This window comes from Marivita sp. S2033 (assembly GCF_046592965.1).
Taxonomy (GTDB): domain Bacteria; phylum Pseudomonadota; class Alphaproteobacteria; order Rhodobacterales; family Rhodobacteraceae; genus Marivita.
The window spans coordinates 82,575-109,534 of sequence record NZ_JBISBV010000005.1 but is presented as its reverse complement, the minus strand read 5'-3'; the positions used below and the strand labels follow the sequence as shown (position 1 = coordinate 109,534).

General features: G+C 61.1%; 30 protein-coding genes and 1 other RNA gene. 15 read left to right on the top strand and 16 right to left on the bottom strand.

Translation table 11 applies throughout. The annotated features are described in order from the left end of the window. Nucleotide 1 precedes the first annotated feature (1 nt). Nucleotides 2-637 carry an imidazole glycerol phosphate synthase subunit HisH gene (gene hisH / locus ACGKZZ_RS10670; protein ID WP_411223551.1) on the top strand — a complete coding sequence of 212 codons (636 nt, stop codon included), beginning with the start codon at nucleotides 2-4 and terminating at the stop codon, nucleotides 635-637. A 74-nt stretch (nucleotides 638-711) separates the two neighbouring features. On the opposite strand, the gene ACGKZZ_RS10665 is transcribed toward hisH, so the two are convergent. After that, nucleotides 712-1,095, bottom strand: a complete 384-nt coding sequence (locus ACGKZZ_RS10665; protein WP_411223550.1) for a DUF2147 domain-containing protein — start codon at nucleotides 1,093-1,095, stop codon at nucleotides 712-714. Nucleotides 1,096-1,231: 136 nt separating this feature from the next. Here ACGKZZ_RS10665 and hisA point away from each other — a divergent pair, with 136 nt between their 5' ends. Then, complete coding sequence (hisA, locus tag ACGKZZ_RS10660; RefSeq protein WP_411223690.1) at nucleotides 1,232-1,957, top strand: 1-(5-phosphoribosyl)-5-[(5-phosphoribosylamino)methylideneamino]imidazole-4-carboxamide isomerase; 726 nt, start codon at nucleotides 1,232-1,234, stop codon at nucleotides 1,955-1,957. Here hisA and ACGKZZ_RS10655 read toward each other — a convergent pair whose 3' ends face one another. Next, nucleotides 1,958-2,401 carry a DUF302 domain-containing protein gene (locus ACGKZZ_RS10655; protein WP_411223549.1) on the bottom strand — a complete coding sequence of 148 codons (444 nt, stop codon included), beginning with the start codon at nucleotides 2,399-2,401 and terminating at the stop codon, nucleotides 1,958-1,960. It lies immediately after the preceding gene. A 97-nt stretch (nucleotides 2,402-2,498) separates the two neighbouring features. Between ACGKZZ_RS10655 and hisF the strand changes: the two genes are divergently transcribed. Together hisF and ACGKZZ_RS10645 are read left to right on the top strand one after the other, a co-directional pair. Further along, nucleotides 2,499-3,257 (top strand): imidazole glycerol phosphate synthase subunit HisF, encoded by a 759-nt coding sequence (gene hisF, locus ACGKZZ_RS10650; RefSeq protein WP_411223548.1) that lies wholly within the window; start codon nucleotides 2,499-2,501, stop codon nucleotides 3,255-3,257. Further along, nucleotides 3,254-3,565 carry a phosphoribosyl-ATP diphosphatase gene (locus ACGKZZ_RS10645; protein ID WP_411223547.1) on the top strand — a complete coding sequence of 104 codons (312 nt, stop codon included), beginning with the start codon at nucleotides 3,254-3,256 and terminating at the stop codon, nucleotides 3,563-3,565. Before hisF ends, ACGKZZ_RS10645 begins: the two co-directional genes overlap by 4 nt. A 15-nt stretch (nucleotides 3,566-3,580) precedes the next feature. Here the strand turns inward: ACGKZZ_RS10645 and ACGKZZ_RS10640 are convergent, their stop codons facing one another. From ACGKZZ_RS10640 to ACGKZZ_RS10625, 4 genes are all read right to left on the bottom strand, one after another. Beyond that, on the bottom strand, nucleotides 3,581-4,009 hold the full coding sequence (locus tag ACGKZZ_RS10640) for a CoA-binding protein (protein ID WP_411223546.1): 429 nt from the start codon (nucleotides 4,007-4,009) through the stop codon (nucleotides 3,581-3,583). A 188-nt stretch (nucleotides 4,010-4,197) separates the two neighbouring features. Beyond that, on the bottom strand, nucleotides 4,198-5,253 hold the full coding sequence (locus ACGKZZ_RS10635) for a DUF2235 domain-containing protein (RefSeq protein ID WP_411223545.1): 1,056 nt from the start codon (nucleotides 5,251-5,253) through the stop codon (nucleotides 4,198-4,200). Further along, nucleotides 5,231-7,528, bottom strand: coding sequence for a xanthine dehydrogenase family protein molybdopterin-binding subunit (locus ACGKZZ_RS10630; protein WP_411223544.1), 2,298 nt, complete (start codon nucleotides 7,526-7,528; stop codon nucleotides 5,231-5,233). Before ACGKZZ_RS10630 ends, ACGKZZ_RS10635 begins: the two co-directional genes overlap by 23 nt. A gap of 28 nt (nucleotides 7,529-7,556) precedes the next feature. Continuing rightward, nucleotides 7,557-8,750 (bottom strand): type III PLP-dependent enzyme, encoded by a 1,194-nt coding sequence (locus ACGKZZ_RS10625; RefSeq protein ID WP_411223543.1) that lies wholly within the window; start codon nucleotides 8,748-8,750, stop codon nucleotides 7,557-7,559. Nucleotides 8,751-8,855: 105 nt separating this feature from the next. Here ACGKZZ_RS10625 and ACGKZZ_RS10620 point away from each other — a divergent pair, with 105 nt between their 5' ends. Beyond that, entirely contained in the window at nucleotides 8,856-9,296 is a 441-nt protein-coding gene (locus ACGKZZ_RS10620) for an Lrp/AsnC family transcriptional regulator (protein ID WP_411223542.1), read from the top strand. Here the strand turns inward: ACGKZZ_RS10620 and ACGKZZ_RS10615 are convergent. The 4 genes from ACGKZZ_RS10615 to ACGKZZ_RS10600 all read right to left on the bottom strand — a co-directional run bounded on the left by ACGKZZ_RS10615 (nucleotide 9,293) and on the right by ACGKZZ_RS10600 (nucleotide 13,953). Beyond that, a complete protein-coding gene (locus ACGKZZ_RS10615) occupies nucleotides 9,293-9,892 on the bottom strand; it encodes an inner membrane-spanning protein YciB (RefSeq protein WP_411223541.1) in 600 nt (199 codons plus the stop codon). The genes ACGKZZ_RS10620 and ACGKZZ_RS10615 overlap by 4 nt on opposite strands. A gap of 3 nt (nucleotides 9,893-9,895) precedes the next feature. Further along, nucleotides 9,896-10,798, bottom strand: coding sequence for an EamA family transporter (locus tag ACGKZZ_RS10610; RefSeq protein WP_411223540.1), 903 nt, complete (start codon nucleotides 10,796-10,798; stop codon nucleotides 9,896-9,898). A 28-nt stretch (nucleotides 10,799-10,826) separates the two neighbouring features. After that, nucleotides 10,827-12,182: a signal recognition particle-docking protein FtsY gene (gene ftsY / locus ACGKZZ_RS10605; RefSeq protein WP_411223539.1), complete on the bottom strand. Its 1,356-nt coding sequence runs from the start codon at nucleotides 12,180-12,182 to the stop codon at nucleotides 10,827-10,829. Between the two features lie 85 nt (nucleotides 12,183-12,267). Continuing rightward, nucleotides 12,268-13,953, bottom strand: a complete 1,686-nt coding sequence (locus ACGKZZ_RS10600) for an NAD(P)H-dependent oxidoreductase subunit E (protein WP_411223538.1) — start codon at nucleotides 13,951-13,953, stop codon at nucleotides 12,268-12,270. Between the two features lie 186 nt (nucleotides 13,954-14,139). Here ACGKZZ_RS10600 and ACGKZZ_RS10595 point away from each other — a divergent pair, with 186 nt between their 5' ends. Next, a complete protein-coding gene (locus ACGKZZ_RS10595; RefSeq protein ID WP_411223537.1) occupies nucleotides 14,140-14,541 on the top strand; it encodes a hypothetical protein in 402 nt (133 codons plus the stop codon). Between the two features lie 73 nt (nucleotides 14,542-14,614). Here ACGKZZ_RS10595 and ACGKZZ_RS10590 read toward each other — a convergent pair whose 3' ends face one another. Continuing rightward, a complete protein-coding gene (locus ACGKZZ_RS10590) occupies nucleotides 14,615-15,358 on the bottom strand; it encodes a Bax inhibitor-1 family protein (RefSeq protein WP_411223536.1) in 744 nt (247 codons plus the stop codon). 134 nt (nucleotides 15,359-15,492) lie between these two features. Beyond that, the gene (locus ACGKZZ_RS10585; protein WP_411223535.1) at nucleotides 15,493-16,458 is read right to left on the bottom strand and encodes an NADPH:quinone oxidoreductase family protein; all 966 of its coding nucleotides are present in this window, start codon (nucleotides 16,456-16,458) and stop codon (nucleotides 15,493-15,495) included. Between the two features lie 293 nt (nucleotides 16,459-16,751). Between ACGKZZ_RS10585 and ACGKZZ_RS10580 the strand changes: the two genes are divergently transcribed. The 9 genes from ACGKZZ_RS10580 to ACGKZZ_RS10540 all read left to right on the top strand — a co-directional run bounded on the left by ACGKZZ_RS10580 (nucleotide 16,752) and on the right by ACGKZZ_RS10540 (nucleotide 23,231). Then, nucleotides 16,752-17,132, top strand: a complete 381-nt coding sequence (locus tag ACGKZZ_RS10580; RefSeq protein WP_411223534.1) for a helix-turn-helix domain-containing protein — start codon at nucleotides 16,752-16,754, stop codon at nucleotides 17,130-17,132. Between the two features lie 55 nt (nucleotides 17,133-17,187). Continuing rightward, the gene (hisN, locus tag ACGKZZ_RS10575) at nucleotides 17,188-17,988 is read left to right on the top strand and encodes a histidinol-phosphatase (RefSeq protein WP_411223533.1); all 801 of its coding nucleotides are present in this window, start codon (nucleotides 17,188-17,190) and stop codon (nucleotides 17,986-17,988) included. Between the two features lie 117 nt (nucleotides 17,989-18,105). Beyond that, a complete protein-coding gene (locus ACGKZZ_RS10570; protein ID WP_411223532.1) occupies nucleotides 18,106-19,440 on the top strand; it encodes an 8-oxoguanine deaminase in 1,335 nt (444 codons plus the stop codon). Beyond that, nucleotides 19,437-19,577: a hypothetical protein gene (locus ACGKZZ_RS10565; protein ID WP_411223531.1), complete on the top strand. Its 141-nt coding sequence runs from the start codon at nucleotides 19,437-19,439 to the stop codon at nucleotides 19,575-19,577. Before ACGKZZ_RS10570 ends, ACGKZZ_RS10565 begins: the two co-directional genes overlap by 4 nt. A gap of 3 nt (nucleotides 19,578-19,580) precedes the next feature. Further along, the gene (locus ACGKZZ_RS10560) at nucleotides 19,581-20,291 is read left to right on the top strand and encodes an alpha/beta fold hydrolase (RefSeq protein ID WP_411223530.1); all 711 of its coding nucleotides are present in this window, start codon (nucleotides 19,581-19,583) and stop codon (nucleotides 20,289-20,291) included. Between the two features lie 156 nt (nucleotides 20,292-20,447). Further along, an RNA gene (rnpB, locus tag ACGKZZ_RS10555) (RNase P RNA component class A) lies at nucleotides 20,448-20,822 on the top strand. 123 nt (nucleotides 20,823-20,945) lie between these two features. Continuing rightward, nucleotides 20,946-21,113: a 50S ribosomal protein L33 gene (gene rpmG, locus ACGKZZ_RS10550; protein ID WP_068241894.1), complete on the top strand. Its 168-nt coding sequence runs from the start codon at nucleotides 20,946-20,948 to the stop codon at nucleotides 21,111-21,113. Between the two features lie 175 nt (nucleotides 21,114-21,288). Continuing rightward, nucleotides 21,289-22,674, top strand: coding sequence for a magnesium transporter (mgtE, locus tag ACGKZZ_RS10545; RefSeq protein WP_411223529.1), 1,386 nt, complete (start codon nucleotides 21,289-21,291; stop codon nucleotides 22,672-22,674). Continuing rightward, on the top strand, nucleotides 22,671-23,231 hold the full coding sequence (locus ACGKZZ_RS10540; RefSeq protein WP_411223528.1) for a 5-formyltetrahydrofolate cyclo-ligase: 561 nt from the start codon (nucleotides 22,671-22,673) through the stop codon (nucleotides 23,229-23,231). The genes mgtE and ACGKZZ_RS10540 overlap by 4 nt, the downstream gene beginning before the upstream one ends. A 69-nt stretch (nucleotides 23,232-23,300) precedes the next feature. Here ACGKZZ_RS10540 and ACGKZZ_RS10535 read toward each other — a convergent pair whose 3' ends face one another. The 4 genes from ACGKZZ_RS10535 to ACGKZZ_RS10520 form a co-directional block, all read right to left on the bottom strand. Then, nucleotides 23,301-23,675: an STAS/SEC14 domain-containing protein gene (locus ACGKZZ_RS10535; RefSeq protein ID WP_411223527.1), complete on the bottom strand. Its 375-nt coding sequence runs from the start codon at nucleotides 23,673-23,675 to the stop codon at nucleotides 23,301-23,303. Between the two features lie 77 nt (nucleotides 23,676-23,752). Then, nucleotides 23,753-24,715, bottom strand: a complete 963-nt coding sequence (locus ACGKZZ_RS10530) for an ester cyclase (protein ID WP_411223526.1) — start codon at nucleotides 24,713-24,715, stop codon at nucleotides 23,753-23,755. Between the two features lie 176 nt (nucleotides 24,716-24,891). Next, nucleotides 24,892-25,632 carry an alpha/beta hydrolase gene (locus tag ACGKZZ_RS10525; protein ID WP_411223525.1) on the bottom strand — a complete coding sequence of 247 codons (741 nt, stop codon included), beginning with the start codon at nucleotides 25,630-25,632 and terminating at the stop codon, nucleotides 24,892-24,894. Between the two features lie 67 nt (nucleotides 25,633-25,699). Beyond that, entirely contained in the window at nucleotides 25,700-26,947 is a 1,248-nt protein-coding gene (locus tag ACGKZZ_RS10520) for an MFS transporter (protein WP_411223524.1), read from the bottom strand. Nucleotides 26,948-26,960 lie beyond the last annotated feature (13 nt).

The window sequence follows — 26,960 nt, the reverse complement described above, 5'->3', positions numbered from 1 at the left end:
GATGGTGACGGCCATCATTGATTACGAAAGCGGCAATCTGCATTCCGCCGAAAAGGCGTTTCAGAAGATGGCGCAGGATACCGGCGCGGGATCTGTCGTCGTGACCTCTGATCCGGACGTGATCGCGCGCGCCGATCGTATCGTCCTGCCCGGCGACGGCGCGTTCCCGTCCTGCGCCAGGGCCTTGCGTGCATCGGGGGCGTTTGCCGCCATGGTCGAGGCAGTCGAGATCAAGGCCCGGCCCTTCCTTGGCATTTGCGTTGGCATGCAACTGATGGCGCGCGTTGGCCATGAATATGAGCCGACCAACGGGTTAGGCTGGATTGACGGCGAAGTGGAACGCATCGCGCCTAAACAAGCATCGCTGAAAGTCCCGCATATGGGCTGGAACGATCTGGTGATCGACACCGCCCATCCGGTGCTGGAAGGAATCGCTACCGGCGCCCATGCGTATTTCGTGCATTCATACCAGGTGCGCGTCGATGATCCGGCGCAACGCGTGGCGCATGTGGATTATGGCGGCGACGTCACCGCAATCGTTGCGCGGGATACGATGATCGGGTTTCAATTCCACCCTGAAAAAAGCGCCGGCACGGGCCTGCAAATGATCGCCAATTTTCTCAACTGGCGACCCTGATGCTTCATCTTGCCAAATAAACTCATATTCCCTGCGGCAGCCTGTATCGCGCTGCCGCACGGTATTCCTGGTGGCTAGTTCACCCGGCTCCACGTCTGCTTGGAACACAGCAGACCACCGGCCACACATCCCGACAGATCAAGCGAATTGCCGTTCACCTGCATCTTGCCCATGTAAATCTTGTCGTTTGACGGACGCCACACCTTGCCTTCGTATTTTCCGTTTCCTTGCGGCACCATGTTGATCACCAATGTCTTGCCGGTGTTGGGCGACTTGAATTCGCCCTGTGCATTGAAGCTGCGCGCGATCACGCCGCAGATCATGTCACCGCACGGCACCATGCGGACATGGGCGTAATTGCCCTCATCCACCTCGGTCTGCCATGTGCCCTCGACCGGATCGGCCCAGGCCGCACCCGCGATCATGGCCAGTCCGGCGACCATTGTTGTCAGTTTCATGTCGGGTCTCCTCCCTGTTTGATACCGTTAATTCTGACGCGCAATGCCGTGTGCGATCAAGCCTGACGCGGGGTCGCGTTGCATGTATCGTCCCGTCATGGCAAAGCGCAGCCAGCCTCACATCGGAGAAAACGCCATGATCCTGTACCCCGCCATTGACCTGAAAGACGGACAGGCTGTGCGCCTTCTGCGGGGCGATATGGAGAAATCGACCGTGTTCAACGATGATCCCGCCGCGCAGGCTATGGAGTTTGTCGATGCCGGCTGCGAGTGGCTTCATCTGGTCGATCTGAACGGTGCCTTTGCCGGAGAACCGGTCAATGGCGCGGCCGTGGACTCGATCTTGGCGCAAACCAGGGTTCCGGCCCAGTTGGGCGGCGGCATCCGCGACATGGCAACGATTGAGCGTTGGCTGGACAAGGGTCTTGCGCGGGTGATCCTCGGCACCGTGGCGGTGGAAAACCCGGGGCTGGTGCGCGACGCGGCCCGCGCCTTTCCCGGTCGGGTCGCCGTTGGCATCGACGCGCGCAATGGCCGCGTTGCGACCAAGGGTTGGGCGGAAGAGACAAACGTGATGGTGACAGATCTTGCCCGCTCCTTCGAGGATGCGGGTGTGGCGGCGATCATCTATACCGACATCAACCGCGACGGCGCGATGCAGGGGCCGAATGTTCAGGCGACAGCCGATCTGGCGCGCGCGGTGTCAATTCCGGTGATCGCCTCGGGCGGCGTGTCCTCGCTGGACGACCTCATCGCGCTGCGCGATTGCGGAGCGAATCTGAACGGCGCCATCTCTGGCCGTGCGCTGTATGATGGCGCGCTCGATCTTCGTCAGGCGCTTGCGACGCTGTCCAGCGGCTGATCAATCGCCAGTGGCTTTTCCTGCCAGGGTTTCCAGCGCCTTTTCCATCTGGTCAAGATAGTCTGCATCATCGTCGATATCGAGATCGTCGAACATGTCCTCGGGCTCCTGCCATGTCAGCCAGACCTGACCGTCCGCGTCCTCATAGGCGAGCGCACGCATCGGCAGCAGCAATCCGGCAGTGATATCCGCCTGCATCGCCTGTGTTCCCAGTTTTGGGTTTCCAAAGATCAGGACTTCGGCGGCAGGTAGGTCCATGTCGACCGAGGCCGCGCCTTCGGCGTGATTGACCCGCGCGAACACAGTCGCTCCGGCGGCAGTCACCGCCTCTTCAAGCCGGTCGATCGTGGTTGCGACGGAATGGGCACTGCGGGTCTCTTCGAATTCAGCGAGCGCCGGGCTGGCGGCAATCAGCGCGGCGGCGGTCAGGGGGAACAGACGCATGTTCAATCTCCTTGCTTGGGGTGTGGGAATGTAACCGTCCCGACCGCACATGCGTTCCCGACTTGCCCGGACCCGACCGGGCGCGTAAGGAGCGGGCATGTTGAAAACCCGCATCATCCCCTGCCTCGACGTCGCTGACGGGCGCGTGGTCAAAGGCGTGAATTTCGTCGATCTGCGCGATGCCGGTGATCCGGTCGATGCCGCCCGCGCCTATGACGCAGCGGGCGCCGACGAGATCTGTTTTCTCGACATTCATGCCACCCACGAAAACCGCGGCACCATGTTTGATGTGGTCACCCGCACCGCCGAGCAGTGTTTCATCCCGCTCACGGTCGGCGGCGGCGTTCGCACGGTCGCCGATGTGCGCGCCTTGCTTCTCGCCGGTGCGGACAAGGTGTCGTTCAACTCCGCGGCTGTTGCCAATCCTGATGTGGTGGCGCAGGCGGCGGACCAGTTCGGCAGCCAGTGCATCGTGGTGGCGATTGACGCCAAGACCGTCGCGCCGGGCAAGTGGGAGATATTCACTCATGGCGGGCGCAAACCCACCGGCATCGACGCCGTTGAATTTGCCCGCACCGTCACCGAAAAAGGGGCCGGGGAGATTCTGCTCACTTCGATGGACCGCGATGGAACCAAATCCGGTTTCAACCTGCCGCTGACCCTCACCATAGCCGATGCGGTGAACGTGCCGGTCATCGCGAGCGGAGGCGTCGGTACGCTGGATCATCTGGTCGAGGGCGTTGTCGAAGGCCACGCAAGCGCCGTGCTGGCCGCGTCGATCTTTCACTTCGGCGAATTTACCATCGGCGAGGCCAAGGCGCATATGGCCGCCGCAGGGATTCCGGTGAGATTATGAAAACGCTGCACGATCTGGAACAGATCATCGCCAACCGCGCAAACGCCAGCCCCGAGTCCAGCTGGACCGCGAAGCTGCTTTCCAAGGGCCCCGAAAAATGCGCCGAAAAATTTGGCGAAGAGGCAATTGAGGCCATCATCGAAGCCGTCAAAGGCGACCGTGCCAAGCTGACCTCGGAAACGGCGGATGTGCTGTTTCACCTGCTGGTGATGCTCAAATCGCGCGATGTGGCGCTGGCGGATGTGATGGCGGAACTGGAGCGGCGGCAAGAGCAATCCGGACTGGCCGAAAAGGCCGGGCGCGGTTAACACGCGCTGCCCCGCTCAGGCGCTTGCACCCAGAAGGCGCGGAATCTCGACCTTCGGGCAGCGGTCCATTACGACATCAACCCCTTTCGCCTCGGCCTTCGCCGCAGCCTCGGGATGGCGCACGCCGATCTGCATCCAGATCGTCTGCAGGTCCGGAAACGCCTCCAGCGCCTCGTCCACGATCGGCGGCACCGCTTCGGAGCGGCGGAAGATATCGACCATATCTACCGGCGCGTCTATTTCCGACAGCGTGCCAACCACCTGCGTGCCGAAAAGCGATTTGCCCGCATGGCCGGGATTTACCGGAATCACCCTGTACCCTTGGTCGACCAGATAGCGCCCGACATAGTTTGACGGGCGTTCGGGATTCATCGACGCGCCGATGAGGGCGATCGTCTTGGTGCGGTTCAGGATATCGCGGAGATAATCATCTGTATATGTCATGCCATCAGCCTATCGTGTCCGATCCGAAAGAAAAAGCGCCCAAGGAAACCTTGGGCGCCAGTGGTGGAACGAGGGACAGTGAAGAGACTGCGGGCGTTCCAAACCCGCGCTCTGATCAAGAGATAGGCATCTTTCCCGGCGATTAAAGCCTTGCCGGTGCGCGTTGAATCACAGTTGCGTTAGCACAGTCATGAAACCGCCTTCAACGCGATGTCGGGATGGGTTTCCAACAAGCTCTCGTGCAGCCTTTCGCTGGGGTCGGCGCCCACCGTTCGCTGCCTGCGATTCCAGAACAGGACGCCCCAACCGCGCCAATTTCCCGAAGACGGCGCATTCACATCCTGTTCAAAGCGGTTCTGCCAGTTTTCAGGCAACCGCAAGCCCGCCCCTTCGGCGCGTTCGAGCATCCAGACAAAAGGGATATTTGACAACGGCCTGGCCTCTTCAAAGCCCCGCAACTGTCCACCGATATCGCCGTGGACGCCCTTGAACCACACCTGCTCCACTTGCCCGTTCCAGCCGGGCGTTGCCGTCCACAAAACCGGCTCATAGGCCCGGCGCCGTTCGTGATAGGCCAGCGCATGAAAGCCGTGCTGGATCGAGGCGCCGAGGTGGTCGCTGTGAAAGCCGTGGCGTGCATCGTTGATGTGCCACATGAGCGGCAGCCGGAGGCCCAGCGCCTTGACCGTGTCCCAGACCCCGACCACGGCGATCTGCGGCGGCTCGTGACAGTAAAGACGAACAAAGTCCTCTGCGGTCTTGCCGTTCGGGGCGCCGCTGTAAAGGCGATAGGCTTGACGAATGTTGCGCTCGGTCGCGCAGTCGCTGCGCAGCAGCCCGATGCTGTCAATGACGCCTGCCAGCGAGCGAACTGCATAAGCCCCGCGCGAATAGCCGAAAAAGAAGATGCGATCACCGGGGCGATACCGGGACGCGAGAAAGCCGTAGGCGCGCTTGATCTGCCGATTGATGCCGCGCCCGGTCATGATGTCGGACGCGCTGCGCCAGTCTGTCCATTGCAGCCCGGATTCATAGTAAAGCGACACATCGCTGCCGACTTCCTGCAACAACCTGTAGAGCAATCCTGCATTGGTTTCATGCCCGGGGTTGAGAGACGACATCGTGCCATCGAGAATGATGACATGATCACGCGGGCCTCTGCGCACCGCGACCTTGGAATGGCCCGAAGCGAGACGCTTGCGGAACCAGTCAAAGACAACTCTACCCAGTTTTGCGGGTCGCATCCTGCAACATACTCCAGACGCGTTGTGGTGTGAACGGCATGTCGGCCTGACGGACCCCAAGCGGCCACAGCGCATCCTGAACCGCATTCGAGATCGCCGCCAGTGCACCGACGGTGCCAGCCTCGCCACACCCTTTCATGCCCATCGGGTTCGTCATCGAGGGGGTCATTTCGGTCGCAAACCCGATCAAAGGCACATCATCGGCGCGCGGCATGGCATAATCCATGAAGGTCGCGGTCAGCAACTGGCCGTCTTCGTCGTGAACGACCCGTTCGCATAGCGCCTGACCAAGCCCCTGCACCACACCGCCATGCACCTGACCTTCAGCGAGCATCGGATTGATGAGATGACCGAAATCGTCAACGACGCTATAGCGCGCGACTTCAACCTTGCCGGTGTCGGGGTCCAGTTCAATCTCGGCCACATGCGCACCATTGGGAAACGAACGTGCATCCAGCTTGATGGTCGCGGCAAAGCTCAGCAAGTCGTCCCGCCCCGCCTCTCGTGCCATCTGGGCGACGTCGAGCATGGTCGGCGTGACATTCGACGTGCCGACCCGGAACTGCTCATCATCGAATGTTATGTCGGTCGGGTCCAGCTTGTTAAAGTCAGCAAGAAAAGCCGTGAACTGCGTGATTATCTGATCGACCGCCGCCAAGGTCGCCGTGTTCTGTACCGTGACCGAGCGCGATCCTCCCGTTCCGCCGCCGCGTGGAATGAGATCGCTGTCGCCCTGAACAAAACGGATGCGATCCGCCGGGATACCCGTCTGATCCGACAGGAACTGCGTGAGAACGGTTTCATGCCCCTGTCCGTTGGACTGGGTGCCGACAAAAATCGACGCACCGCCGTCCTTGTCGAAGGTCACCTTCACATCCTCGACTGGCGAGCCAAGAATGCTCTCGATGTAGTAGCACAGCCCCAGCCCGCGCAGTTTGCCCTGTTTTGCAGATGTCTCTCGACGCGACACAAACCCGTCGCGGTCCGCGACGTCCGCGACGCGTGTCAGGACGCGATCGAAATCGCCCACGTCGTAGGTCTCGCCCGTGGCGGAGACATAGGGGAACTGCTCTGGTTTGACGAAATTGCGGCGGCGCAGCTCCCACGGGTCGACATCCAGTTCGCGCGCCGCACGGTCGATCATGCGCTCCAGCAGGTAGATCGCCTCGGGCCGCCCTGCCCCGCGATAGGCATCGACCGGCGTGGTGTTGGTATAGACGCCTTGGACATGCAGCCATGTCGTTTGCACATCGTAGACCCCCATCAAGACCTTGGCGAACAGGTTGGTCTGTATTGATTGGGCAAATTGCGAATTATACGCGCCCATGTTGGCAACGGTGTGCACACGATACGCCGTGATGCGGTGATCGGCGTCAAAAGCCAACTCTCCAAGATGGGTCAGGTCGCGTCCCGCGCTGTCGCTCAGCATCGCTTCGCTACGTTCGGACATCCAGCGCACGGGTGTCTTCAGCGTCCGGCAGGCGATCGCTGTCAGAAAGTTCTCGGGATGCGCCATGCCCTTCATGCCGAACCCGCCGCCCACGTCGGGATTGGTGACGCGCACCCTATCGGGCTCGAGGTTCAGAAGCTGGGCAAGCTGTTTCTTGTGCTCCCACACACCTTGCGCGCTCAGCGCGAGATGCAGACGGTCGCCCTCCAACTCGGCGAAACATCCGCGCGGCTCCATCGAATTGACGATGATGCGATTGTCATCGACCGACATGCTGACGATGCGGTGCGCCGCGTCAAATGCCGCCTCGGTGGCATTTTCATCCCCGATGCCCCAATCAAACGCCAGATTTTGCGGCGCTTCGGAGTGCAGGTCCTGCCCCCCGGTGGTCAGCCCAAGATGCACCGGCTTTTCGGTGTATTCAAATTCGATCCGCTCGGCCGCGTCACGCGCGGCGTCAAGCGTGTCTGCCACGATGAAGGCCAGCGGCTCGCCAACATAGCGCACGGTGTCTGTGGCCAGCAGCGGCCGTTTCGGCGCAGCGCCCTTCGTGCCGTCGCGGTTGGTGACGGTTGTGCCCCACATGCCTTGCGTAAAGCCGGCATCGGTCAGGTCTGCGGCCGTGAGTAAGAGGTGAACACCCGGCGTTTCGCGTGCGTCGGCCACGTCGAGCCGGTCCACCGTCGCGTGCGCAACGATCGAGCGGAACACATAACCGCGAAGCGCGTTCGGCGGCGCGATATCATCGACATAGCGGCCCCGTCCGGTCAGGAAGCGCACATCTTCGACCCGCACAACGGATTGCGATTTGCCGAATTTTTCCACGCGCCCTCCGGTTTGATGAAGGCGCAGCCTAACCCGCCATGCGGTCCTGTCCAGAGCTAGAATTGCAGGTCGCGAGATCAATTTCCCGCTCGAGCCCATAACCGTTGAACCGTGTCGTCAGGGCTTGGGTATAGGCACCCGTGCCTTCGACCAGAATATAGTCGTCCTCGCAGAGATCGCCAGGCAAGTTCCAAGCAGCGGGCAACCGATCGAGGCTGTCGCAAGTGGGGCCGAAGATGGTGTAGGGTTCGATTTCTCCGGTGCGCCTGTGACCGTCTGACGAAATGCCGTGCAGTCGCGTCGGCACCGGCATGTCGCGCCATTCACCCAATGCGCCGTAGAGGCCGTCATTCAGCGTGAGCGCATGATCGTTTCGCGCCTTGACGCGCAGCGCCAGCCACATCGAGGACGCCACCATGGCGCGACCCGGCTCGCACCAGAGCGCCGGGCGGTTCACGCCGAACGCATCAGTGATGGCAGTGTCGATGGTGGTGAAGATGTGATCCAGCGTGTCGTCGTCGTCCGCCACCAACGACGGGAATCCGCCGCCGACGTTCAGCGCATGCAACGTCACTCCGGCGCGGCGGCTGACCTCCGCAACCGCCGAAATATAGTCGCCCCAAGCGCTCGCATCCTTGCATTGGGTGCCGGGATGGAAGGTCATGGCCGGTCGCAGTCCGCGCGACGCAACTTCAGCCAGAAGAGTTTGCGCCATGTCCGGGCTGGCCCCGAATTTGCTGCCGAAATCGTATGCGCCACCGGCGCGCGGCAATGACAGGCGCACCGCGATTTCAGTGCCTTCAGGCAGGTCTTTCAGCTTGTCGAGTTCCGACAACCGGTCAACCGACCACGAGGCAACACCCAGTTTCCGGGCCTGCGCAATCTCGCAATTGGACCGCACCGGATTGTGGTAATGCAGCCGTGCGTTCGGCGCGATCTGCCGGACCTGCACCATTTCCTGCACCGAGGCGACATCGAACGAGGTGATCCCTGCCCGTACCAGTTGACGCAGAACGGCCTCTCCGGGGTTGGCCTTGACCGCATAGCTGACCAAACCGGGAAATCCGCTGAGGAACCTTTCGGCCTGACGGCGCAGCACGTCGGGGCGCAGAAACACCACCGGGTGATCGGGCGCGTCGCGGCGCAGGAAATTCGTCACGCGATCCATATCAGACGCATGGTCGGCGCTGTCGCGATGGCTTGGGTGTGTCACGGCTCTCATTCTGACCTCTTGTTTCCGGGCGTTTTGCCAGTGTGCAGGAAAAAGATGTCGATTCATTCAATCAAAATTGTCATAATGCAAATGTTTCATCGTAGAAATGACGAAATGACTGAACAATTAGACGAAACAGACCGTAAATTGCTGGCCGCGCTTGCAGAAAACGCGCGTGCGCCGGTCGCCGATCTGGCGCGTCGGTTCGATGTCGCACGCACCACGGTTCAGGCGCGCATAGACAGGCTGGTGTCGCGCGGCGTGATTGCCGGTTTCACCATTCGTGAAGGGGGCGCATACGCGCCGCCCATCCGCGCCACTGCGCTGGTGTCGATCGCACCGCGCACCGGTGCCGAGGTTCTGGCACGGCTCAAGACCTTGCCCAATGTGCGCAGCGTGCACACCGTTTCAGGGCGGGTCGATCTGATTGTCGAGCTGAGCGCGCAAAGCACGGACGAGCTTGACCGGACGCTGGATACCATCGCCGAGGCGCGTGGCGTGCAAAGCTCCGAGAGCCTCATTCATCTGAGCACAAAGCTCGACAGGCGCGGCTAGTCTTCCTCGGCGGTGCTGTATTTCTGGATCAGCCCGGCCTGCGCGATGAAAAAGAAAAACAGCGCCCCAGTCAGGACAAAGGTCTCGAAATAGACCCAGATTTCAGTGCTCTGCGTGCGCCAGACAACTTCGTTCAGCACCGCGAGAAGAAAGAAGAACGCCGCCATCCGTTTGGTCAGGATCATCCACCCCTCCTGCTCCATCGGGAGCAGTTCGCCCATGACGACGCGCAGATAGCTCTGTCCGCGCAGCAGACCGATCCCGAGAACGCCGCCCAGAAGAAGGTACACCATCGTCGGCTTCATCTTGATGAAACGATCGTCATTGAGCCAGACGGTCAGCCCGCCGAACACCACCACCAGAACAGCGGTGACGATCTGCATCCGGCTGATATGGCCGGTCAGCCACCAAAGCAGCCCCATGGACGCAAGGATCACCGGGATAAAGGCGGCGGTGACAAGGATAAATCCGTCATATTCCGTGCCGTTCAGAACGAAGACCTCGTCCTTGACCCAGAGGTAGGCCACGAAGAACGCGATCACCGGCCCCAGTTCGAGCGCGGATTTGACCCATTGCGGGATGTTTCGTTGTGCCAAGACCTAGCCTCCGATTTCCACGATGACCGCCCCTAGCGCGATCAGGGCCATGAGTGCAATCCTGCGCGGACCGACGGTTTCCTTCAGGAACACCCAGCCGATGATCGCGGCAAAGACGGTGGATGTCTCGCGCAGCACCGCTGCTTCGCCGACCTGATCGAGCCGTGTTGCCATCATCACCGAGCCGAAGCTGAGAAAAGCGATCAGCCCACCGATAAAGCCGCGCAGTGCGAGCGGCGGAAGCGCGGGTTTGTAGGTCATGGAGCGATAGCGCAGGACAGCCAGAATCGGCATGGCAAAGCCGTCGATCATGAAAAACCACGCCAGAAAGGTGAACGGATCAGCAGTGGCGCGGATACCGTAGGCGTCATAGGTGGTATAAAGCGCCACGAACAGCCCGGTCGCGACCGCCAGTCCAAGCGCCGACGTCAGGGTCTCTCGCGCAGCGGTCAGATACACCATGTTGTAAAGCGCAAGGCCGAAGATGCCCATCAAAAGCACACCCAGTCCAGCCCACTGAATCCAGGTAAATGTTTCGTTGAAGATCACGTAGGCACCGATCACCGCGAACAGCGGACCGGTGCCGCGCACCACCGGATAGACGACCGTGTAGGCACCTTTGGTGTAGGCTTGCGCTTGCAGCAGCTTGTAGGCCAGATGAATCACGAAGGCGCCCGCGAAGATCACCCACATATGCGGCTCTGGCCACGGCACGACGAACAATGCGAAGGGAGCGGCCATCAACCCGTAACTGATATCAATCGCACCGCGCGACAGCCACGGGTCGTGACGGCCCTTTTGCAACGCGCCGAAAACCGCGTGCAAGACAGCCGCCGACAGGGCGAGCATCATGGCAAGCTGATGACCCTGCGGAGTGCCTTCAAGGGAAAGAAGCCAGGCGCTCATGGCTGGCGGGTGTCGCCTGTTGAGGGCATCACGCCGCTGTGCCGGTCAGGGCTGCCGCAAATTCCTCGGGATCGAATGCCTGTAGATCGTCGATCTGCTCGCCAATGCCGATGGCGTGGATCGGCAGGCCGAACTTGTCGGCAAGCGCGACCAGAACGCCGCCTTTGGCGGTGCCGTCAAGTTTCGTCATCACGAGACCGGAGACGTTGGCGAGTTCCTGGAATGTCTTGACTTGGGACAGCGCGTTCTGGCCGGTCGTGGCGTCCAGAACAAGCAATGTGTTATGTGGCGCGTCGGGGTCTTTCTTGCGGATCACGCGCACGATCTTGGCAAGTTCTTCCATCAGGTCGGCACGGTTTTGCAAGCGGCCCGCAGTGTCGATCATCAACAAATCCGCGCCCTCGGCCTGCGCCTGCGTCATGGCATCAAAGGCAAGACTGGCGGGATCCGATCCTTCGGGAGCAGTCAGCACCGGCACACCGGCGCGGTCGCCCCAGACCTGCAATTGTTCAACAGCGGCGGCGCGGAACGTGTCGCCGGCGGCGATGATGACCGACTTGCCGGCGGCGCGGAATTGGCTGGCAAGCTTGCCGATCGTCGTGGTCTTTCCCGAACCGTTGACCCCGACGACCAGCACCACCTGTGGCTTGGTGGGATAAAGCGGCATCGGACGCGCGACCGGCTCCATGATGCGGGCGACCTCGCCGGCAAGCAGTTCCTTGATCTCGCGCGCCGAAAGTTTCTTGCCGAAACGACCTTCGGCAATGTTGGCGGTGACGCGCAGCGCCGTGTCAACGCCCATGTCGGCCTGGATCAGCAATTCCTCAAGCTGTTCGAGCATGTCGTCATCAAGCTCGCGACGCAGTTCGGTGGGGGCCGTTTCGCGTTTCAGAAGCCGGTCCAAAAGCCCCGGTTTCATTGTTTCCCGCGCGGGCGGCACATCGGTCAAGGCCATCGCACCGCCCGGAGGTGTCGATAGTGGCGGCACCTCGACAGGCGGTCCCGGCGGCGCTTCGGAGGGTGGTTGGGGCACCGGATCGGACGGCTGCGGCGCTTCGCGCGGCGGCGTGGCTGGGGTCGGGTTTGGCCGGGGTGGTAGATCGGGCTTGGGCGGCTGGATCGGCTGCGGTGGCAAATCCGGTTCCGGCACTTCTTCGGGTGCAGGCGGCTGGACCGGCGCATCGGGGGGTTGGGGAACCGGGTCCGGCTCGGACGGCGGCGGCGTCTCTGGAGGCGGAGTGACATCGGGTTTCGGCGTCGGTGTCGGCGGAACCCCGGATGTCGGAGTGTCTTCGCCCCCCTCCGAAACAATTGCGTCCAGACCTTCATCCAGTTTGGACGAGGATTTGAACAGTTTGGTTTTCAGTTTGCCAAAAAAGGACATTGTGCGGCCTTTGCGTTAAGAAACCGATGTCCTTGAGTTAGTGGCTCGCGCGCCAAGATGAAAGGCTCATGCCGCGCCGCAACGGTTAAAGTTCTTCCGGAAAGTGTTTGATCGTCAAGCGGATCGGGTTCGGCGCCGCCTGCCCCAATCCGCAAATCGACGCATCCGCCATCGCGGTGCAGAGTTCCTCGAGCAGAGGTTGATTCCAGTGGTCGGCCTGCATCAGCTTGACCGCCTTTTCGCAACCCACCCGGCAGGGGGTGCATTGGCCACAGCTTTCATCCTCGAAAAAGCGCAGCATATTGAGCGCGGCGTCGCGGGCGCTGTCTTGATCGGACAGCACCACGACCGCCGCCGAGCCGATGAACGACCCGTGGGGTTGCAGCGTATCGAAGTCGAGCGGGATGTCGTCCATGCTGGCGGGCAGAAGGCCGGATGACGGGCCACCCGGCTGGTAGGCTTTGAACCGGTGGCCCTCTGCCATGCCACCGGCGGCTTCAATCGCGTCGGTGATGGTGGACCCTGCATGCAGCAGGTAAACGCCCGGATTGGCGACCCGGCCGGAAATCGAATAGCTGCGCAGTCCGATGCGCTCGTTCTTCTCGTGCGCGTTCAGGCATTCGGGGCCTTCGCGGCACACGCGCGCGACCCAATGCAGCGTTTCGACGTTATGCACGAGCGTCGGGCGATCAAAGATGCCAACCTGCGCAACATAGGGCGGGCGATGCCGCGGCAGGCCGCGCTTGCCCTCGATGGATTCGATCATCGCGCTCTCTTCGCCGCAGATATACGCGCCTGCCCCGCGCCTCAGGTCGACAAAGCCCGGTTCGATGATGACAGCCTCTTCCAGCGCCGCTATCTCACGGCGCAGGATTTCCAGAACGGCGGGGTATTCGTCGCGCATGTAGATGAAGCACGTGTCGGCCTCGACCGCCCAAGCGGCGATCAACATGCCTTCGAGAAATGTGTGGGGCTCGCGCTCAAGATAGTAGCGATCCTTGAACGTACCCGGCTCCCCCTCATCGCCGTTGACGGCAAGGTATCGCGTTCCGGGATTGGCGCGCACGAAGCCCCATTTCTTGCCCGAAGGGAATCCCGCGCCGCCAAGTCCGCGCAAGCCGCTCTCAAGCAGTTTGTCCTGCACCGCCTCCCAATCTCCGGATTTGCGCAAATCGGCGAGCACGTTATACCCTCCGGCGGCACGGTATTCGGCCAACGGCTGATATTCTGGCAAGACGACATGTGTTGCATCGGCAGCAATCGCCGCCTGCACCTTAGCGGGCGTCGCGTGGTCGATGTGATTGTGACCCAGTTCCAACACCGGCGCAGTGTCGCAGCGGCCCATGCAGGGTGCGCGCAACACCCGGACACGCGCCGGGTCGAGCCCCTCCTCAAGGGCCGATTTCAACTCCTGTGCCCCGGCAAGTTCACAGGACAGGCTGTCGCACACCCGGATCGTCAATGCGGGCGGTGGCACCTCGCCTTCCTTGACGATGTCGAAATGCGCGTAAAATGACGCGACCTCGTACACCTCGGCCATGGAAAGCCGCATCACTTCCGCCAGCGCGCGAAGATGGGCCGCGGACAAGTGACCGTATTTATCCTGAATAAGGTGCAGGAACTCGATCAGCAGATCGCGGCGGCGCGGCCGTCCGTCCAGAAGCGCCTGCACGTCGGCCAAAGCCTCATCGGTGAACTGGCGTCCCTTCGGGGTAACGCGGCCTTTGCCGCGCCCGGATTTCCAAACACCTTTGCGCTCATCGCGTCCCATTCCGCCGTCCTCTTCCCTGACTCGCTGCAGGGTGGCACGACGACATCGCCAAGACGAGCCTGAAAACGACGGTCAACACAATGCCTGCGCCCAAGCGTCGGCCCCTATGAGCGCTACGCAAAAATTATCCGAGATCTCATGTCGATGTCATTTGTACCTGCGCGCTCAATTGGGTACGATTTGAGCATGAGATCGTTTCTTATCCCCGCTCTGATCGCTGGCTGTACAGCTCTGCCCGCCTTGGCGGCAGAACCGTTGAACGGCCAGGACTTTGACGCGTATGTCACCGGCAAGACCCTGTATTTCGGCCAGAACGGCGAGGCGTATGGCGTTGAGGAATACCTTGATAACCAACGCGTGCGATGGTCGTTTCTGGATGGCAAGTGCAAGGATGGCATCTGGTACGAAGACAGCGGCATGATCTGCTTTGTCTACGAAGACAATCCGAACCCGCAATGCTGGTCATTTTTCAAGGAGAGCGACGGCTTGCGGGCGATCTTTGAAAACAACCCTGACGCCACAACCCTGTACGAGGCGCAGCAGAACGATGAACCGATGATGTGCCTTGGCCCGGACATCGGCGTGTAAGCGGCTTTATTTCTGACAGACACAAAAAAGGCCGGTCGCGAGACCGGCCTTTTGCTTTACCTTGCAGCGCGAATTATTCGCGATTGCCAAAGAGTTGCAGCAGGAACATGAACATGTTGATGAAGTTCAGGTACAGGCTGAGCGCGCCCATGATGCCCGACTTCTCAAGCCATTCCTTGTCGCCATGAGCGGCGTGCTGAAGGTACGTGTTCTTGATGTTCTGCGTGTCATAGGCGGTCAGACCCGCAAAGATCAGCACGCCGATGATCGAGATCGCGAACATGATTGCCGGGGATGCGAGGAAGATGTTGATCACCATCGCCACGATCAGGCCGATCACACCCATGATCAGGAAAGCGCCCCAGCCGGAGATGTCCTTCTTGGTCGTGTAGCCATAGAGCGACAGGCCGGCGAAGGCGATCGACGTCACGAGGAAAATCTGGGCGATCGAAAAGCCGGTGAACGCCACGAAAATCCACGCAAGGCTCAAACCCATGACGGCCGAGAACACATAGAAGAACGTCCGCGCGCCCGCAGCCGACAGTTTGTTGATCATTGCACCGAATGCAAACACCATGATGAGAGGTGCGAACATGGCGATCCAGCCAAGGATGTTCGGCTGCAACGTGGCAGGATCACGGAACACCGCAAGCAGTTGGGGGCTTGTGCCGACGGCCCAAGCGACAGCAAAGGTGAGCAACATGCCAATCGACATGGTGCTGTACACCTTATTCATATGCGCGCGCAGACCCTCATCAATCTGGGCGGCACGGGCGCCAGCAACGCCGGACGTCCGGATTGTGTTAAATTCAGCCATTTATCCCTCCGAAAGAAATTCCAATGTCACCCGCAAAGCCGGGGACGTGTTCATCGAATATCGTGTCAACCGAGGCACATTTCAAGCTTCAGTTGTCACGCCTTACTTCAATTATCAGAGAAATGGTGCATTTTTCATCCGGCGATCTCGATCACCACCTTGCCGGTCGATTTTCGGCTGCGCAACAACTCCAGACCGTCCGCCACCTGATCGAATGGCAGCACATGGCTGACATGGGGTTTCAGCTTGCCTGCTTCAAACCAGCGCAAAAGCGTTGCAAGGCTTTCGGTCACGATCTCTGGCCGGAACTTCAGATAGCCGCCCCAATAGACACCCAGAACCGACAGGTTCTTGACCAGCAGATGATTCGACTTGATCACCGGAACCGTGCCGCTGGCAAAGCCGATGGGCAAAATCCGCGCCTCCGGGTTGCAGGCCCGAAACGCGGCCTCGAACTGGTCGCCACCAACAGGATCATACACCACATCGGCCCCGCCAAGCCGGATCATCTCGGTGCGGATATCCTGAGTGTCGCTGTCGATCAGATAATCGGCGCCGGCGTTTCTGGCAGCAGCCAACTTGTCCGCACCGCGCGCGCAGGCGACAACCGTCGCGCCCATCAACTTGCCGATTTCGACCGCCGTGAGCCCCACGCCGCCGGCCGCGCCAAGAACCAGCAGCACCTCACCGGGTTGCAGGCGCGCACGGTGGTCCAACGCCAGGTGGCTGGTGCCATAGGCAATCTGAAAGGCCGCAGCGTCCGTCATCGACATTCCAGCCGGCAGGCGCACCGCGCGGCGCGAATCGTAACAGCCGAATTCCGCCAGACCGCCCTGCCCGCCGAACACCGCCACCCGGTCGCCGACGGTCACTGTCGTGACGCTCTCACCGACCGCATCAACGATTCCCCCCACCTCCATTCCGAGAGTGAATGGCAGCGCAGGCGTGTCCTGATACGTGCCCGACAGCATCAGCAGATCGGCAAAATTCAGCCCGCAGGCGTGAATTTTTACGCGAATCTCGCCATCTGCGGGATCAGGCATCGCAATGTCAGTGAGTGTGGGATGCGCGTCATGTGTCTGAACCCGATAGGCTTTCATGCAGAACACCTGTCTATGATTTTCATTGTATCGTCATGGCTTATGCCGCAAAGTTAAGTATCGCAAGAGTTCAAAATATCCGGCATTCACGTCTCGTAACTCGTCCTGTGATTGCATTTTGTTAACCATTTTGTGTTAAGACGCGCCAAAATTGTTGCCCTGATACCTGTCATGCTATAGCGTTTCTCAATGAACATTCGGATAGGTTGTTTGCTTTAGGGATCGGTTAAGCCACGGTCTCTATGGTCCTGTCCGGTACAAGGACGAGTATTACGTCTGAGAAAGGGAGCACTATGGCACATCCTGTTGACGTACATGTAGGTAAGCGTGTCCGGCATCGCCGGTGGCTGGTCGGCATGACCCAGCAACAGCTGGCTGAAAAAGTTGGCATCAAGTTCCAGCAAATCCAGAAATACGAAACCGGCGCGAACCGCGTCAGCGCGTCCCGGCTCTGGGATATCGCCGATGCGCTGGAAGTGCCTGTCGCATTCTTTTTCGAAGGCATCGAAGACGCGCAACCCGAAGCCACCACTGCGGCCCGCACCGAGGCGGTTCCGGCCGACCTTCTGGGCGACAAGGAAGCGCTGGATTTGATCCGGTCGTATTATTCGATCCCCGAGAACCAGCGCCGCCGCCTGTTCGAACTGGCGCGTGTCCTGTCTGACGTTGCTTGAGTGCACCCGTAACCTGAGGTAGCCCGGTGAACGGGCTGCCAAGGGAAGGTGCATCATGACCCGGTTCGACGATAGCGAGGCAGCTGCACTTTGGGCGGTCGCCGAACGACTGGCTGACGTCGCGGGCGATGCAATCCTGCCGTATTTCCGGTCCCGCAACCTGATCGCCGACAACAAACAGATATCCGGGTTCGATCCGGTAACGAAGGCGGATCGCGCTGCGGAAACCGCGATGCGCGATGTGCTGGCAAAACTGCGCCCCGGCGACGGCATACTTGGCGAAGAATTTGGCGCCATCACCGGCACCAGCGGGTTGACCTGGGTGCTCGACCCGATCGACGGCACACGCTCCTTCATCAGCGGCACGCCCACATGGGGCGTGTTGATCGCATTGTCCGACGACAGCGGGCCTGTTCTGGGGATGATCGACCAGCCCTATACCTCCGAGCGTTTCATGGGCGGTTTGGGCCGCGCCCGGTGGTTCGGACCGGGACGCGATGAACACCTGTCAACGCGATCAACGACCGATCTGGCCGCAGCCACACTATTTTCCACTTTCCCCGAGATCGGCACGCCAAACGAGCGCGCAGCGTTCGAACGCGTGATGAACGCCGTCAATCTCACCCGGTTCGGCTGCGACTGCTATGCCTACGCGCTTCTGGCGGCAGGCCAGATCGATCTGGTGATCGAAGCGGGACTGAACCCCTATGACGTGCACGGCCCCATTGCGGTGATCCAAGCGGCAGGCGGCACTGTCACAAACTGGGAGGGAGGCCCGGCGCATGAGGGCGGCACAATGCTGGCAGCAGCCAATCAAACGCTTCACGCGCAGGCGCTTGGTCTTCTCAGGGGCTGACAGGCGTTGCGAATTTCGCTAAATTCCAAGTGCCGCGTCGAGTCCTTCCGCTCCTTTTCTGTCGTTGCGGCCTTGCACTGCACCGAAAAGGACGTCTGACATGCGGAAGGCAATACCATGAAAACCTTGATCAAGAACGCCGACATCACCCTGACAATGGACGACGACGCGCAGGAACTGCGCAATACCGACATCCTCATCGAAAACGGTGTGATCGCAGCGGTCAGTAACGGCGCAGAGAACGCCGATACCGTGATCAACGCTGCCGGTTGCGTGGTCACGCCGGGCCTCGTGAACACGCACCATCACCTTTACCAATCCCTGACCCGCGCAGTGCCCGGCGGACAGGACGCGTTGTTGTTCGGCTGGCTTCAGACACTTTATCCGATCTGGGCCAGGTTCGGCCCGGAAGAGATGTTCACCTCAGCCCAGGTCGGGTTGGCCGAACTGGCGCTTTCGGGGTGTACGCTGTCATCAGACCACCTTTACCTCTACCCCAACGGCGCGCGGCTGGACGACACGATTGCGGCAGCGCACGAGATCGGCGTGCGGTTCCACCCGACGCGCGGCGCGATGAGCATCGGGGAGAGCGATGGAGGACTCCCGCCGGATTCCCTGGTAGAGGCCGAGGCGGCCATTCTGGAAGATTGCATCCGCGTCATCGACGCCCATCACGATGCGTCGGAAGGCGCGATGGTGCGGGTCGGCGTAGCCCCCTGCTCGCCATTCTCGGTCAGTCGCGACCTGATGCGCAACGCCGCGCTGTTGGCGCGTGACAAGGGTGTGATGCTGCACACCCATTTGGCGGAAAACGACGAAGACGTCGCCTACAGCCTTGAAAAATTCGGCTGCCGCCCTGGCCAATACGCCGAAGATCTGGGTTGGACGGGGCCCGATGTCTGGCACGCGCATTGCGTCAAACTCGACGGGCCGGAGATTGATCTGTTTGCCAACAGCAAAACAGGTGTCGCGCACTGCCCCTGTTCGAACTGCCGCCTCGGGTCGGGCATCGCGCCGGTGCGTGCGATGCGGGACGCCGGTGTTCCGGTCGGTCTGGGCGTCGACGGGTCGGCCAGCAACGACACCGGAAACCTGGCGGCCGAAGCCCGCCAAGCGATGCTGTTGCAGCGTGTGACGCGCGGCGCTGACGCGATGAGCGCGCGCGAAGCGTTATACATCGCAACGCGGGGCGGCGCAGAAGTTCTGGGCCGGCCCGATTGCGGCCAGATCGCTGTGGGCAAGCGCGCCGATATTGCGATCTGGGACATCTCGGGCATCGAAAGCGCCGGAAGTTGGGATCCTGCGGCGCTGTTGCTGGCCGGGCCAAGCCGGGTCAAGCATCTGCTTGTCGAAGGGCGGCAGGTGGTTGCAGACGGGGTTGTCACCACGATTGATCTACCGCGCGTCATTGAGCGGCAAAACCAGCTTGCGGCGCGGCTGGCGGATTTATGACACCCCCTTCCGTCCGGCAGGCGATTTGCTACTGTGCCGCCAAACTTCTCCAGCGCGGGTGTGTCAGCATGTCGATCAAGATCAACCGGATCAAGACGTTCGCCTATCTGTGCCACGCGCCCGAAGGGCAGAGCTAAGCGATGTTGGAACCGCTGGTTTTCCTGCCCGGAATGATGTGCGACGCGCGGCTGTTCGAGCCGCAGATCAGGGCATTTTCGACAACACACCCAGTAATGATCGCGCCGATCACCCACGGTCAGAGGATCGAGGAAATCGCCTCCGGTCTGTTGCCGATGCTGCCCGCGAAATTCGCACTGGCCGGCCTCAGTATGGGCGGCATCGTCGCGATGGAACTCCTGCGTCGTGCGCCGGAGCGTGTCACCCGCATCGCGTTGATGGACACAAATTGCCTGGCCGAAACACCGCCGGTGGCGGCCAGTCGCGAACCCCAGATCGTCAAGGTGAAATCCGGCAAGCTGATGGAGGTGATGCGGGACGAAATGAAACCGGGTTACCTTGCGCCCGGCCCGCGCCGCCCTCAGGTTCTGCTTACCGTGATGGAGATGGCGCTGACTCTCGGACCGGACGTCTATGTCAACCAATCGCGTGCCTTGCAGCGCCGTCGCGACCAGCAATCCACATTGCGCAAAATCCGCCAACCGGCCCTGGTCCTGTGCGGCGCGCATGATGCCCTTTGCCCGGTCAAACGCCACAGCTTCATGGCCGAACTCATTCCTCATGCCGAACTTGTCGTGCTGGACAATGCAGGCCACCTCCCGACTTTGGAAGCACCTGACGAGACAACCGACGCGCTTCGCAAGTGGCTGAAACAGCCCTATGTCCTGCGATAGAAAACGCCTGCGACACACGCACCGGCCCGGTTTCTTTGGGCCCCAAATACCTCCGCCGGAGGCATCCCGACGCGCCAGACCGCGCTAACCCCGGAAATGGTCGTGCTGACCATCCCCATTGACCGCCCGCCCGCCTTGGCCTAACTCGACCTTTGCGCGGAAGGCTGGATGGCCGCCCCTTTTGGGGAGGAAAGTCCGGACTCCTTGAAGCAACGGTGCCGGGTAACGCCCGGGCAGGGCAACCTGACGGAAAGCGCCACAGAGAACAGACCGCCCCGGATTCGTCCGTGGTAAGGGTGAAACGGTGGGGTAAGAGCCCACCGGGGGGCTGGCAACAGCCCCCGCACGGCAAGCCCCACCGGGAGCAATGCCGAATAGGGGGATCGCGCCGCGCGTCGGCAGGGTCGCTTCAGCCCAGATCCCCGGGTTGGCAGCACGAGGCCATCGGTGACGGTGGTCCCAGAGGAATGGTCATCCATGGATGGGGCAACCCATCCGGGACAGAATCCGGCTTACAGGCCCTCCGCGCTTTTTTCTCGTCGTTTCGTCAAAGAAGCGGCGCTTGAAGGGTTGACTCGCCTGTCGGCACGGGTAGAAGGCAGCCTTCATACTGGAATTTTACGGGCAGTCCTTGCCCGGTGCAGGAGACGACCCATGGCGAAGCCGACCACAATCAAAATCCGCCTGAACTCGACTGCGGGAACGGGTCATTTCTATGTGACCAAGAAGAACGCACGTACGATGACCGAGAAGATGTCGGTGCGGAAATACGACCCCGTCGTGCGCAAGCATGTCGAATACAAAGAAGGCAAGATCAAGTAGCCTTCACGTTTCACGGACAGTGAAGATCAGGCCGCGCAGGGATTGCCCCGCGCGGCCTTTTTTGTGGCATATGCGTTTGACGACGGCTCGGACGCTGCGTGTCTGAAATATGTATGTGCCCTGTTGCTTTGGCGCAGATACGCGTAAAAGGAACGGCGACAAAGCGAGGCGACGGATGAGCGAAGACCAGACCATCGAGACCCAGGAAAGCGACGAGGCCTATCAGCTGGATCGCAAGGCGGTGGCGCATATCCGGCAGGCGCTGGACCTGGAGGATCGCGCGCTGCTCGTGCATCTGATGGAGCCGATGCATCCGGCGGACATTGCCGACCTTCTGGAACAGGTCGACTCGTTCGACCGGATTCGCCTGATCAAACTGTACGACAAGGAATTCGACGGCGACATCCTGTCAGAACTCGATGAATCCATCCGCGAAGAGGTCATCGGTCTGCTGTCGCCAGAGGTGCTGGCCGACGCGGTTCGCGAGTTGGAGAGCGACGATGTCGTCGATCTGCTCGAGGATCTGAACCAGCCGCAACAGGACGCCATTCTGGGTGCGCTGGAAGACAGCGACCGGGTCGCGGTCGAGCAGTCGATGACCTACCCCGAATACTCGGCCGGTCGCCTGATGCAGCGCGAAGTGGTGATGGCCCCCGAGCATTGGAACGTCGGCGAAGCGATTGATTACCTTCGAAATTCCGACGATCTGCCGGATCAGTTCTATCACTTGACCCTGGTTGACCCGCGCCTGCGCCCGGTCGGCAACGTCACCTTGGGCAAGCTGATGGGATCGCGGCGCGAAGTGTTGCTGAAATCCATCGTGGAAGAGACGTTTCACACGATTCCGGTGCTGCAATACGAAGGCGACGTGGCCTATGCGTTCAATCAATACCACCTGATTTCCGCGCCGGTTGTCGATGAAAATGACCGTCTGGTGGGCGTCATCACCATTGACGACGCGATGGCGGTTCTTGACGAAGAACACGAGGAGGACATCCTGCGTCTGGCCGGGGTCGACAGTGAAAGCTCGGTTTCCGACCGGGTGAGAGAGACGACCAAGCGGCGGTTTCCGTGGCTGTTCGTCAACCTTGTGACAGCCATTCTGGCCAGTCTCGTGATTTCGCAATTCGAGGACGCAATCGCCACGATCGTGGCTCTGGCGGTGCTGATGCCTATCGTCGCCTCGATGGGTGGCAACGCCGGCACGCAATCCTTGACCGTTGCGGTGCGCGCCTTGGCGACCAAGGATCTCACCGGATCGAACGTCTGGCGGGTGATCCGGCGCGAGGTTTTGGTGGGCCTTATCAATGGATTGGCGTTTGCCGTCATCATGGGGGCCGTGGGCTATGTCTGGTTCGGCTCGCTGGCATTGGGTGGCGTGATCGCCACGGCGATGGTGATCAACCTTGTCGTTGCGGGGTTGGCAGGCACGGCCATTCCGATCATTCTTGAAAAGCTGAACATCGATCCCGCCCTGGCCTCGGGCGCGTTCGTGACGACGGTGACGGATGTCGTGGGATTCTTTGCCTTCCTCGGGTTGGCCGTGATCGTTCTTTTGTGACGTTGCAGGACCGCAAGGCCGCCGCCCGCAAAGCCGCGTTCGCGCGTCGCAAAGCGGCACATTTGGCCCGGCCTTCCGGCGCATCGGCGCATCTGAGCGCGGTTCTGGCGGGGTATCGCGGCGTGCCGCTCGCAGGCTACATGCCGATTCGCACCGAGATCGACCCCCTGCCCGCGATGGCCGAAGCAGCCGCATACGGGCCGGTCGGGGTGCCGGTGATCCGCGCGCCCGGTCAGGCTTTGGTTTTCTCCCGCTGGGAACCGGACGGCGAGATGGTCGCAGGGTCGTTTGGTGCCACTGTGCCAACGCATGAACGTCTGATGACGCCCGAGATTGTTATCGTACCGTTGGTCGCCTTCAGCCGTACGGGTGGGCGCCTCGGTTATGGCGGCGGGTTTTATGATCGCACGCTTGAACGGCTTCGCGCTGAAAGGCCGATGCTGGCCATCGGGTTTGCCTACGCCGCGCAAGAGGATCGCGACTTGCCCTTGGAGACCACGGACCAGAAGCTGGACTTGATCGTGACAGAGCGCGAAGTGATCGAGATCCCGATTTAGGATCGAAGCGGACCCAATGTTTCGCGCGCGAAACATTGGGTCAGCCGGTCTGACCTTTCGGCTCGATGCTCACGCCATTCCCGTTTTCAACCACGCTTCGGCCCGATCAACTTGACCCAATTCGAACGACTTGATCTCAAAGCCAGGCAAGAGCGCGCCCTCGACCTCCGCGGCCGTGCGGATCCAGGCCGCATCGCTCAGAACCGCGCAGCGGTCGAACCGGCTGAGCAATCCGAACAGCTTTGGCAGGCGGGACAACTCGACGGCTATGGCACCGAGATCGGGCATTGCGATGCTGGTGATGCGATAAAGCATGACACCGTTGTTGACGTCTTGCGACAGGGCGAGCAGCTCATCCAGCCCTTTCGCCATGGTGTCCGCGTCCAGTTTGCCCGAAAGCTCGATATCGACCCTGTTGGGTTCAGGTTTGGTGATTTTCAGCATGATCGTTCTCCCCGTTGGGCGTTCATGCTAACAAGAAAGGCCGCATCGCGCATTGATTTCTCCTGCGACGTTCGGCGTCATCCCTGATGTGCCAGGATCTGCATCCAGATCGCGGTCGCGTCGTAGAGGGTCCATTCGCGGCGCAAACCACGCGGCCCGAATTCGGCATGGCTGATCCCCATCACATGCACCTCTGCCCCCGTCGGTGCTCCAAAGGCGCCCCAGCCGTCGTGTTTGCCGCTGAGTGACCAGCGGATCGCAGCGCGCGGTGACATGTTGGCGTCGTCCATGCCGATCCGGTGGTGAATTGCAAAGGTGGCCGATGGAAACGCCGCGCGCAGGCCGAGCCAGAATGCGTCCACCTCTGCGATCCCGTGAACCGAGGTTCCACCGGGATATTCGGCCTGAACAGCGCGATCATATTGATCCGCGATTACCGAATTTTCGCCCTCCATGATGCGGCCCAACAGCGCCGCAAATGCGTGCCCCCACTGATTGTCGTTCCCGCGCCCGGTGTAGGGGCCCTGGACGTCGATTGCGGGCCGGAACGGTTGGGTGTCCGGATCAAGAGCGGAGATGCGGTCGCGCGCCCATTCCTTGACGGAAAACCCAAGCTGGTGAACCATCGCGGCACTGTCGCGGATCACCCATTCGTCGCTGATCCTGTTATTCTTCGCATAGCGATCCGCGATCACGCGATATTCGATCTTGCGCCCCGTTGCCGGCCCGAACGCACCGTCTCGTGCATGTGTTGCGCAGGCCAGTTGGCGATGTGATGCCAACATCCCCACCTCGGGAGAGCCGGACCAAATCACGTCTTCACCAAGCAAGACATGATCCGGAAATTCTGTCAGCGCCGACATCGTCGCGGCGGACAGGGCGTTTTCGCCAAACGATATGCCGCCGGGCATCCTCACGATCACTTCGGGATGATAATACTCCTTCATCCGCGCACGAAGACCACGGTTTTCCCAAATCTCCCGCGTGGTCCCGAGGATATAGTCGGGAAAATCCGCGAAGCGGGTATCGAAGCCTTTCATGCTCAACCTTTCAGTCGTCCGACCGACCCGCAACATCGGCAGACCAGCATTTGCCCTCTGCCCCTCTTTCCACTGCTTTTCCTTCGATTTGGTTAACGCCTGCTCGCATAACACTCTGACACGGTGCGAGCAGCCATGCCGTTTGCCATCATGCCCGGTCCGTTGGAAGAAGCCGCCTACCCGCCCACGTCAACAATCGCGGACTCGATCAGAGCGAGGCTGGCGGGGTCGGAAAAGCGATGGTCTGCGCCTTTCACGAAGGTCAGCCGCACATCCGGGCCGTCGATGTGATCGAGCAGACGCAACGCCGTTTTGCGTGTCACGGAGGTGTCTTCGGTGCCCTGCAACAGTCGCACGGGAAAGCTCATCGGCAATGGTGCGCGCAGCACGAGCCGGTCGCGCCCGTCTTCGATGAGGCGGCGGGTGATGATATAGGGTTCGTCATATTCCGACGGCAGGGCGATTTGTCCGTCGTCCATGACCGCACGGCGCTGGTCTTCGGTGAAATTCGCCCAGAACCCGTCTTCGGTGAAATCCGGGGCCGCCGCGATGCCGACACATCCCACCACTTGCGGCAGCACCTTGCTGAGCAACGCTGCAATCCAGCCGCCCATCGACGAGCCCACGAGGATCACCGGCCCGTCGGTCGCCGCCTCGATCACCGCTTGCGAATCCGCGGCCCAACCACCGATCGAGCCATCCTCGAACGCACCGCCCGACGCGCCGTGTCCGGAATAGTCGAACCGCAAGAATGCGCGACCCCGATCGCGCGCCCATGCCTCCAGATGGATCGCCTTGGTGCCTTCCATGTCGGACTTGAACCCCGACAGGAACACGATGCACGGACCCTGTCCTTGCGTTTTGACATAGGCCAGCTTTGTGCCGTTCGCTCCGTCGATATGGGTCAATTCTGTCACACACGCCTCCGTTCTGGTTTGCGCGACTTTACGCACCACACGCGAAAACCCAAGAGGCGATGCGTGCTCAGTCCTGTTCGACCTCGTTCAATCTGAGCGCCAGCAGCCCGCCAACCAGCGACAACGCGGCAAACCCGATGAGCGATGCCACCGGCCCGACCAATGCCAGAACGCCGCCAAGCGCGCCTGTCAACAACAGCAACACGCCGATCGCCGTATTGGCCAGTGCCGCGTAGGACGAACGCGCATCTCCGGGCGACATATCCACCAGATAGACCGAGCGCGCCGAACGCACGCCCTGATAGGACAGCATGAAGAAGAACAGGATGAGAGGAATCACCCACACGCTTTTCGCCCAGCCGACCACCTCGGCGGCCACCGCCAATGCGGCGAATATCGACGCCATCAGCCCGGATGCAAAAAGCACCTTGCGCGCGGAGCGGTCCGAGAAGCGGCCCCAGATGTAGGAACTGACAAACGCCGCCGCAGCCGAGGCCAGAAGCAAGGCTCCCAGCCCCTGCAACGCCGATTGTCCGCCCCCCAGCATGACGAAATAGGGCGGTGCCAGTGCGGTCACCGTCAGTAATCCGCGCACAAGGATGAACATCCGAAACTGCGCGTCTTCCTTGAGCGGGGTGAAATCAATTGTTGTATCCCTGGTCTCGTCAGACGCCTTTTCTTCGAGCCGCGAAAACAGCAATGCCGCGCCAACCCAAAGCAGCGCCGCCAACCCGATGGCGACAACCACCGGCAGCACGTCGCGCAAGAGACCGGAGATAAGCAATCCGGCAAACACCAGCACCGCGATGGACGCGACAGAGCCAGCAACACCCGTCACTGCGCCGCGGCGGGTTTTCTGCACCGTCTTGCCCAGAATGTCCTTGTAACTGACCGAACAGGCCGCCCGCGACACGGCCAGCACCGCCAATGCAGCGCAGAGTGCAACTCCCGCGGCAGCTTCTGTCATCGTCAGGGCAATACCCACGATTGCCAGTGCCGCGACACCCTGGCCAAACGATCCCATGACCCACGCCCATTTGCGATGCGTCATCGACTCCACCCATCCCGCCATGACGATCTGCGGCAAGAGCGCCCCGGCCTCGCGGATGGGAACCAGCAGCCCGATCAATGCAGCGGGGGCACCCAGTGCTCCGGCAAGCCAGCTCAGCACCAGCTTGGGGTCGATCAACCCGTCTGCCACCTTGGTCATCGACAGGCTGAGCATGTGACGCACGCCGTTGCGGGCCTCGCGGGCGCGAACGTCCTCGGTTGCGCCCGTGATCTCTTCATAGGCCGATTGGATGGGAGTGGTCATGACTGTGGCATCC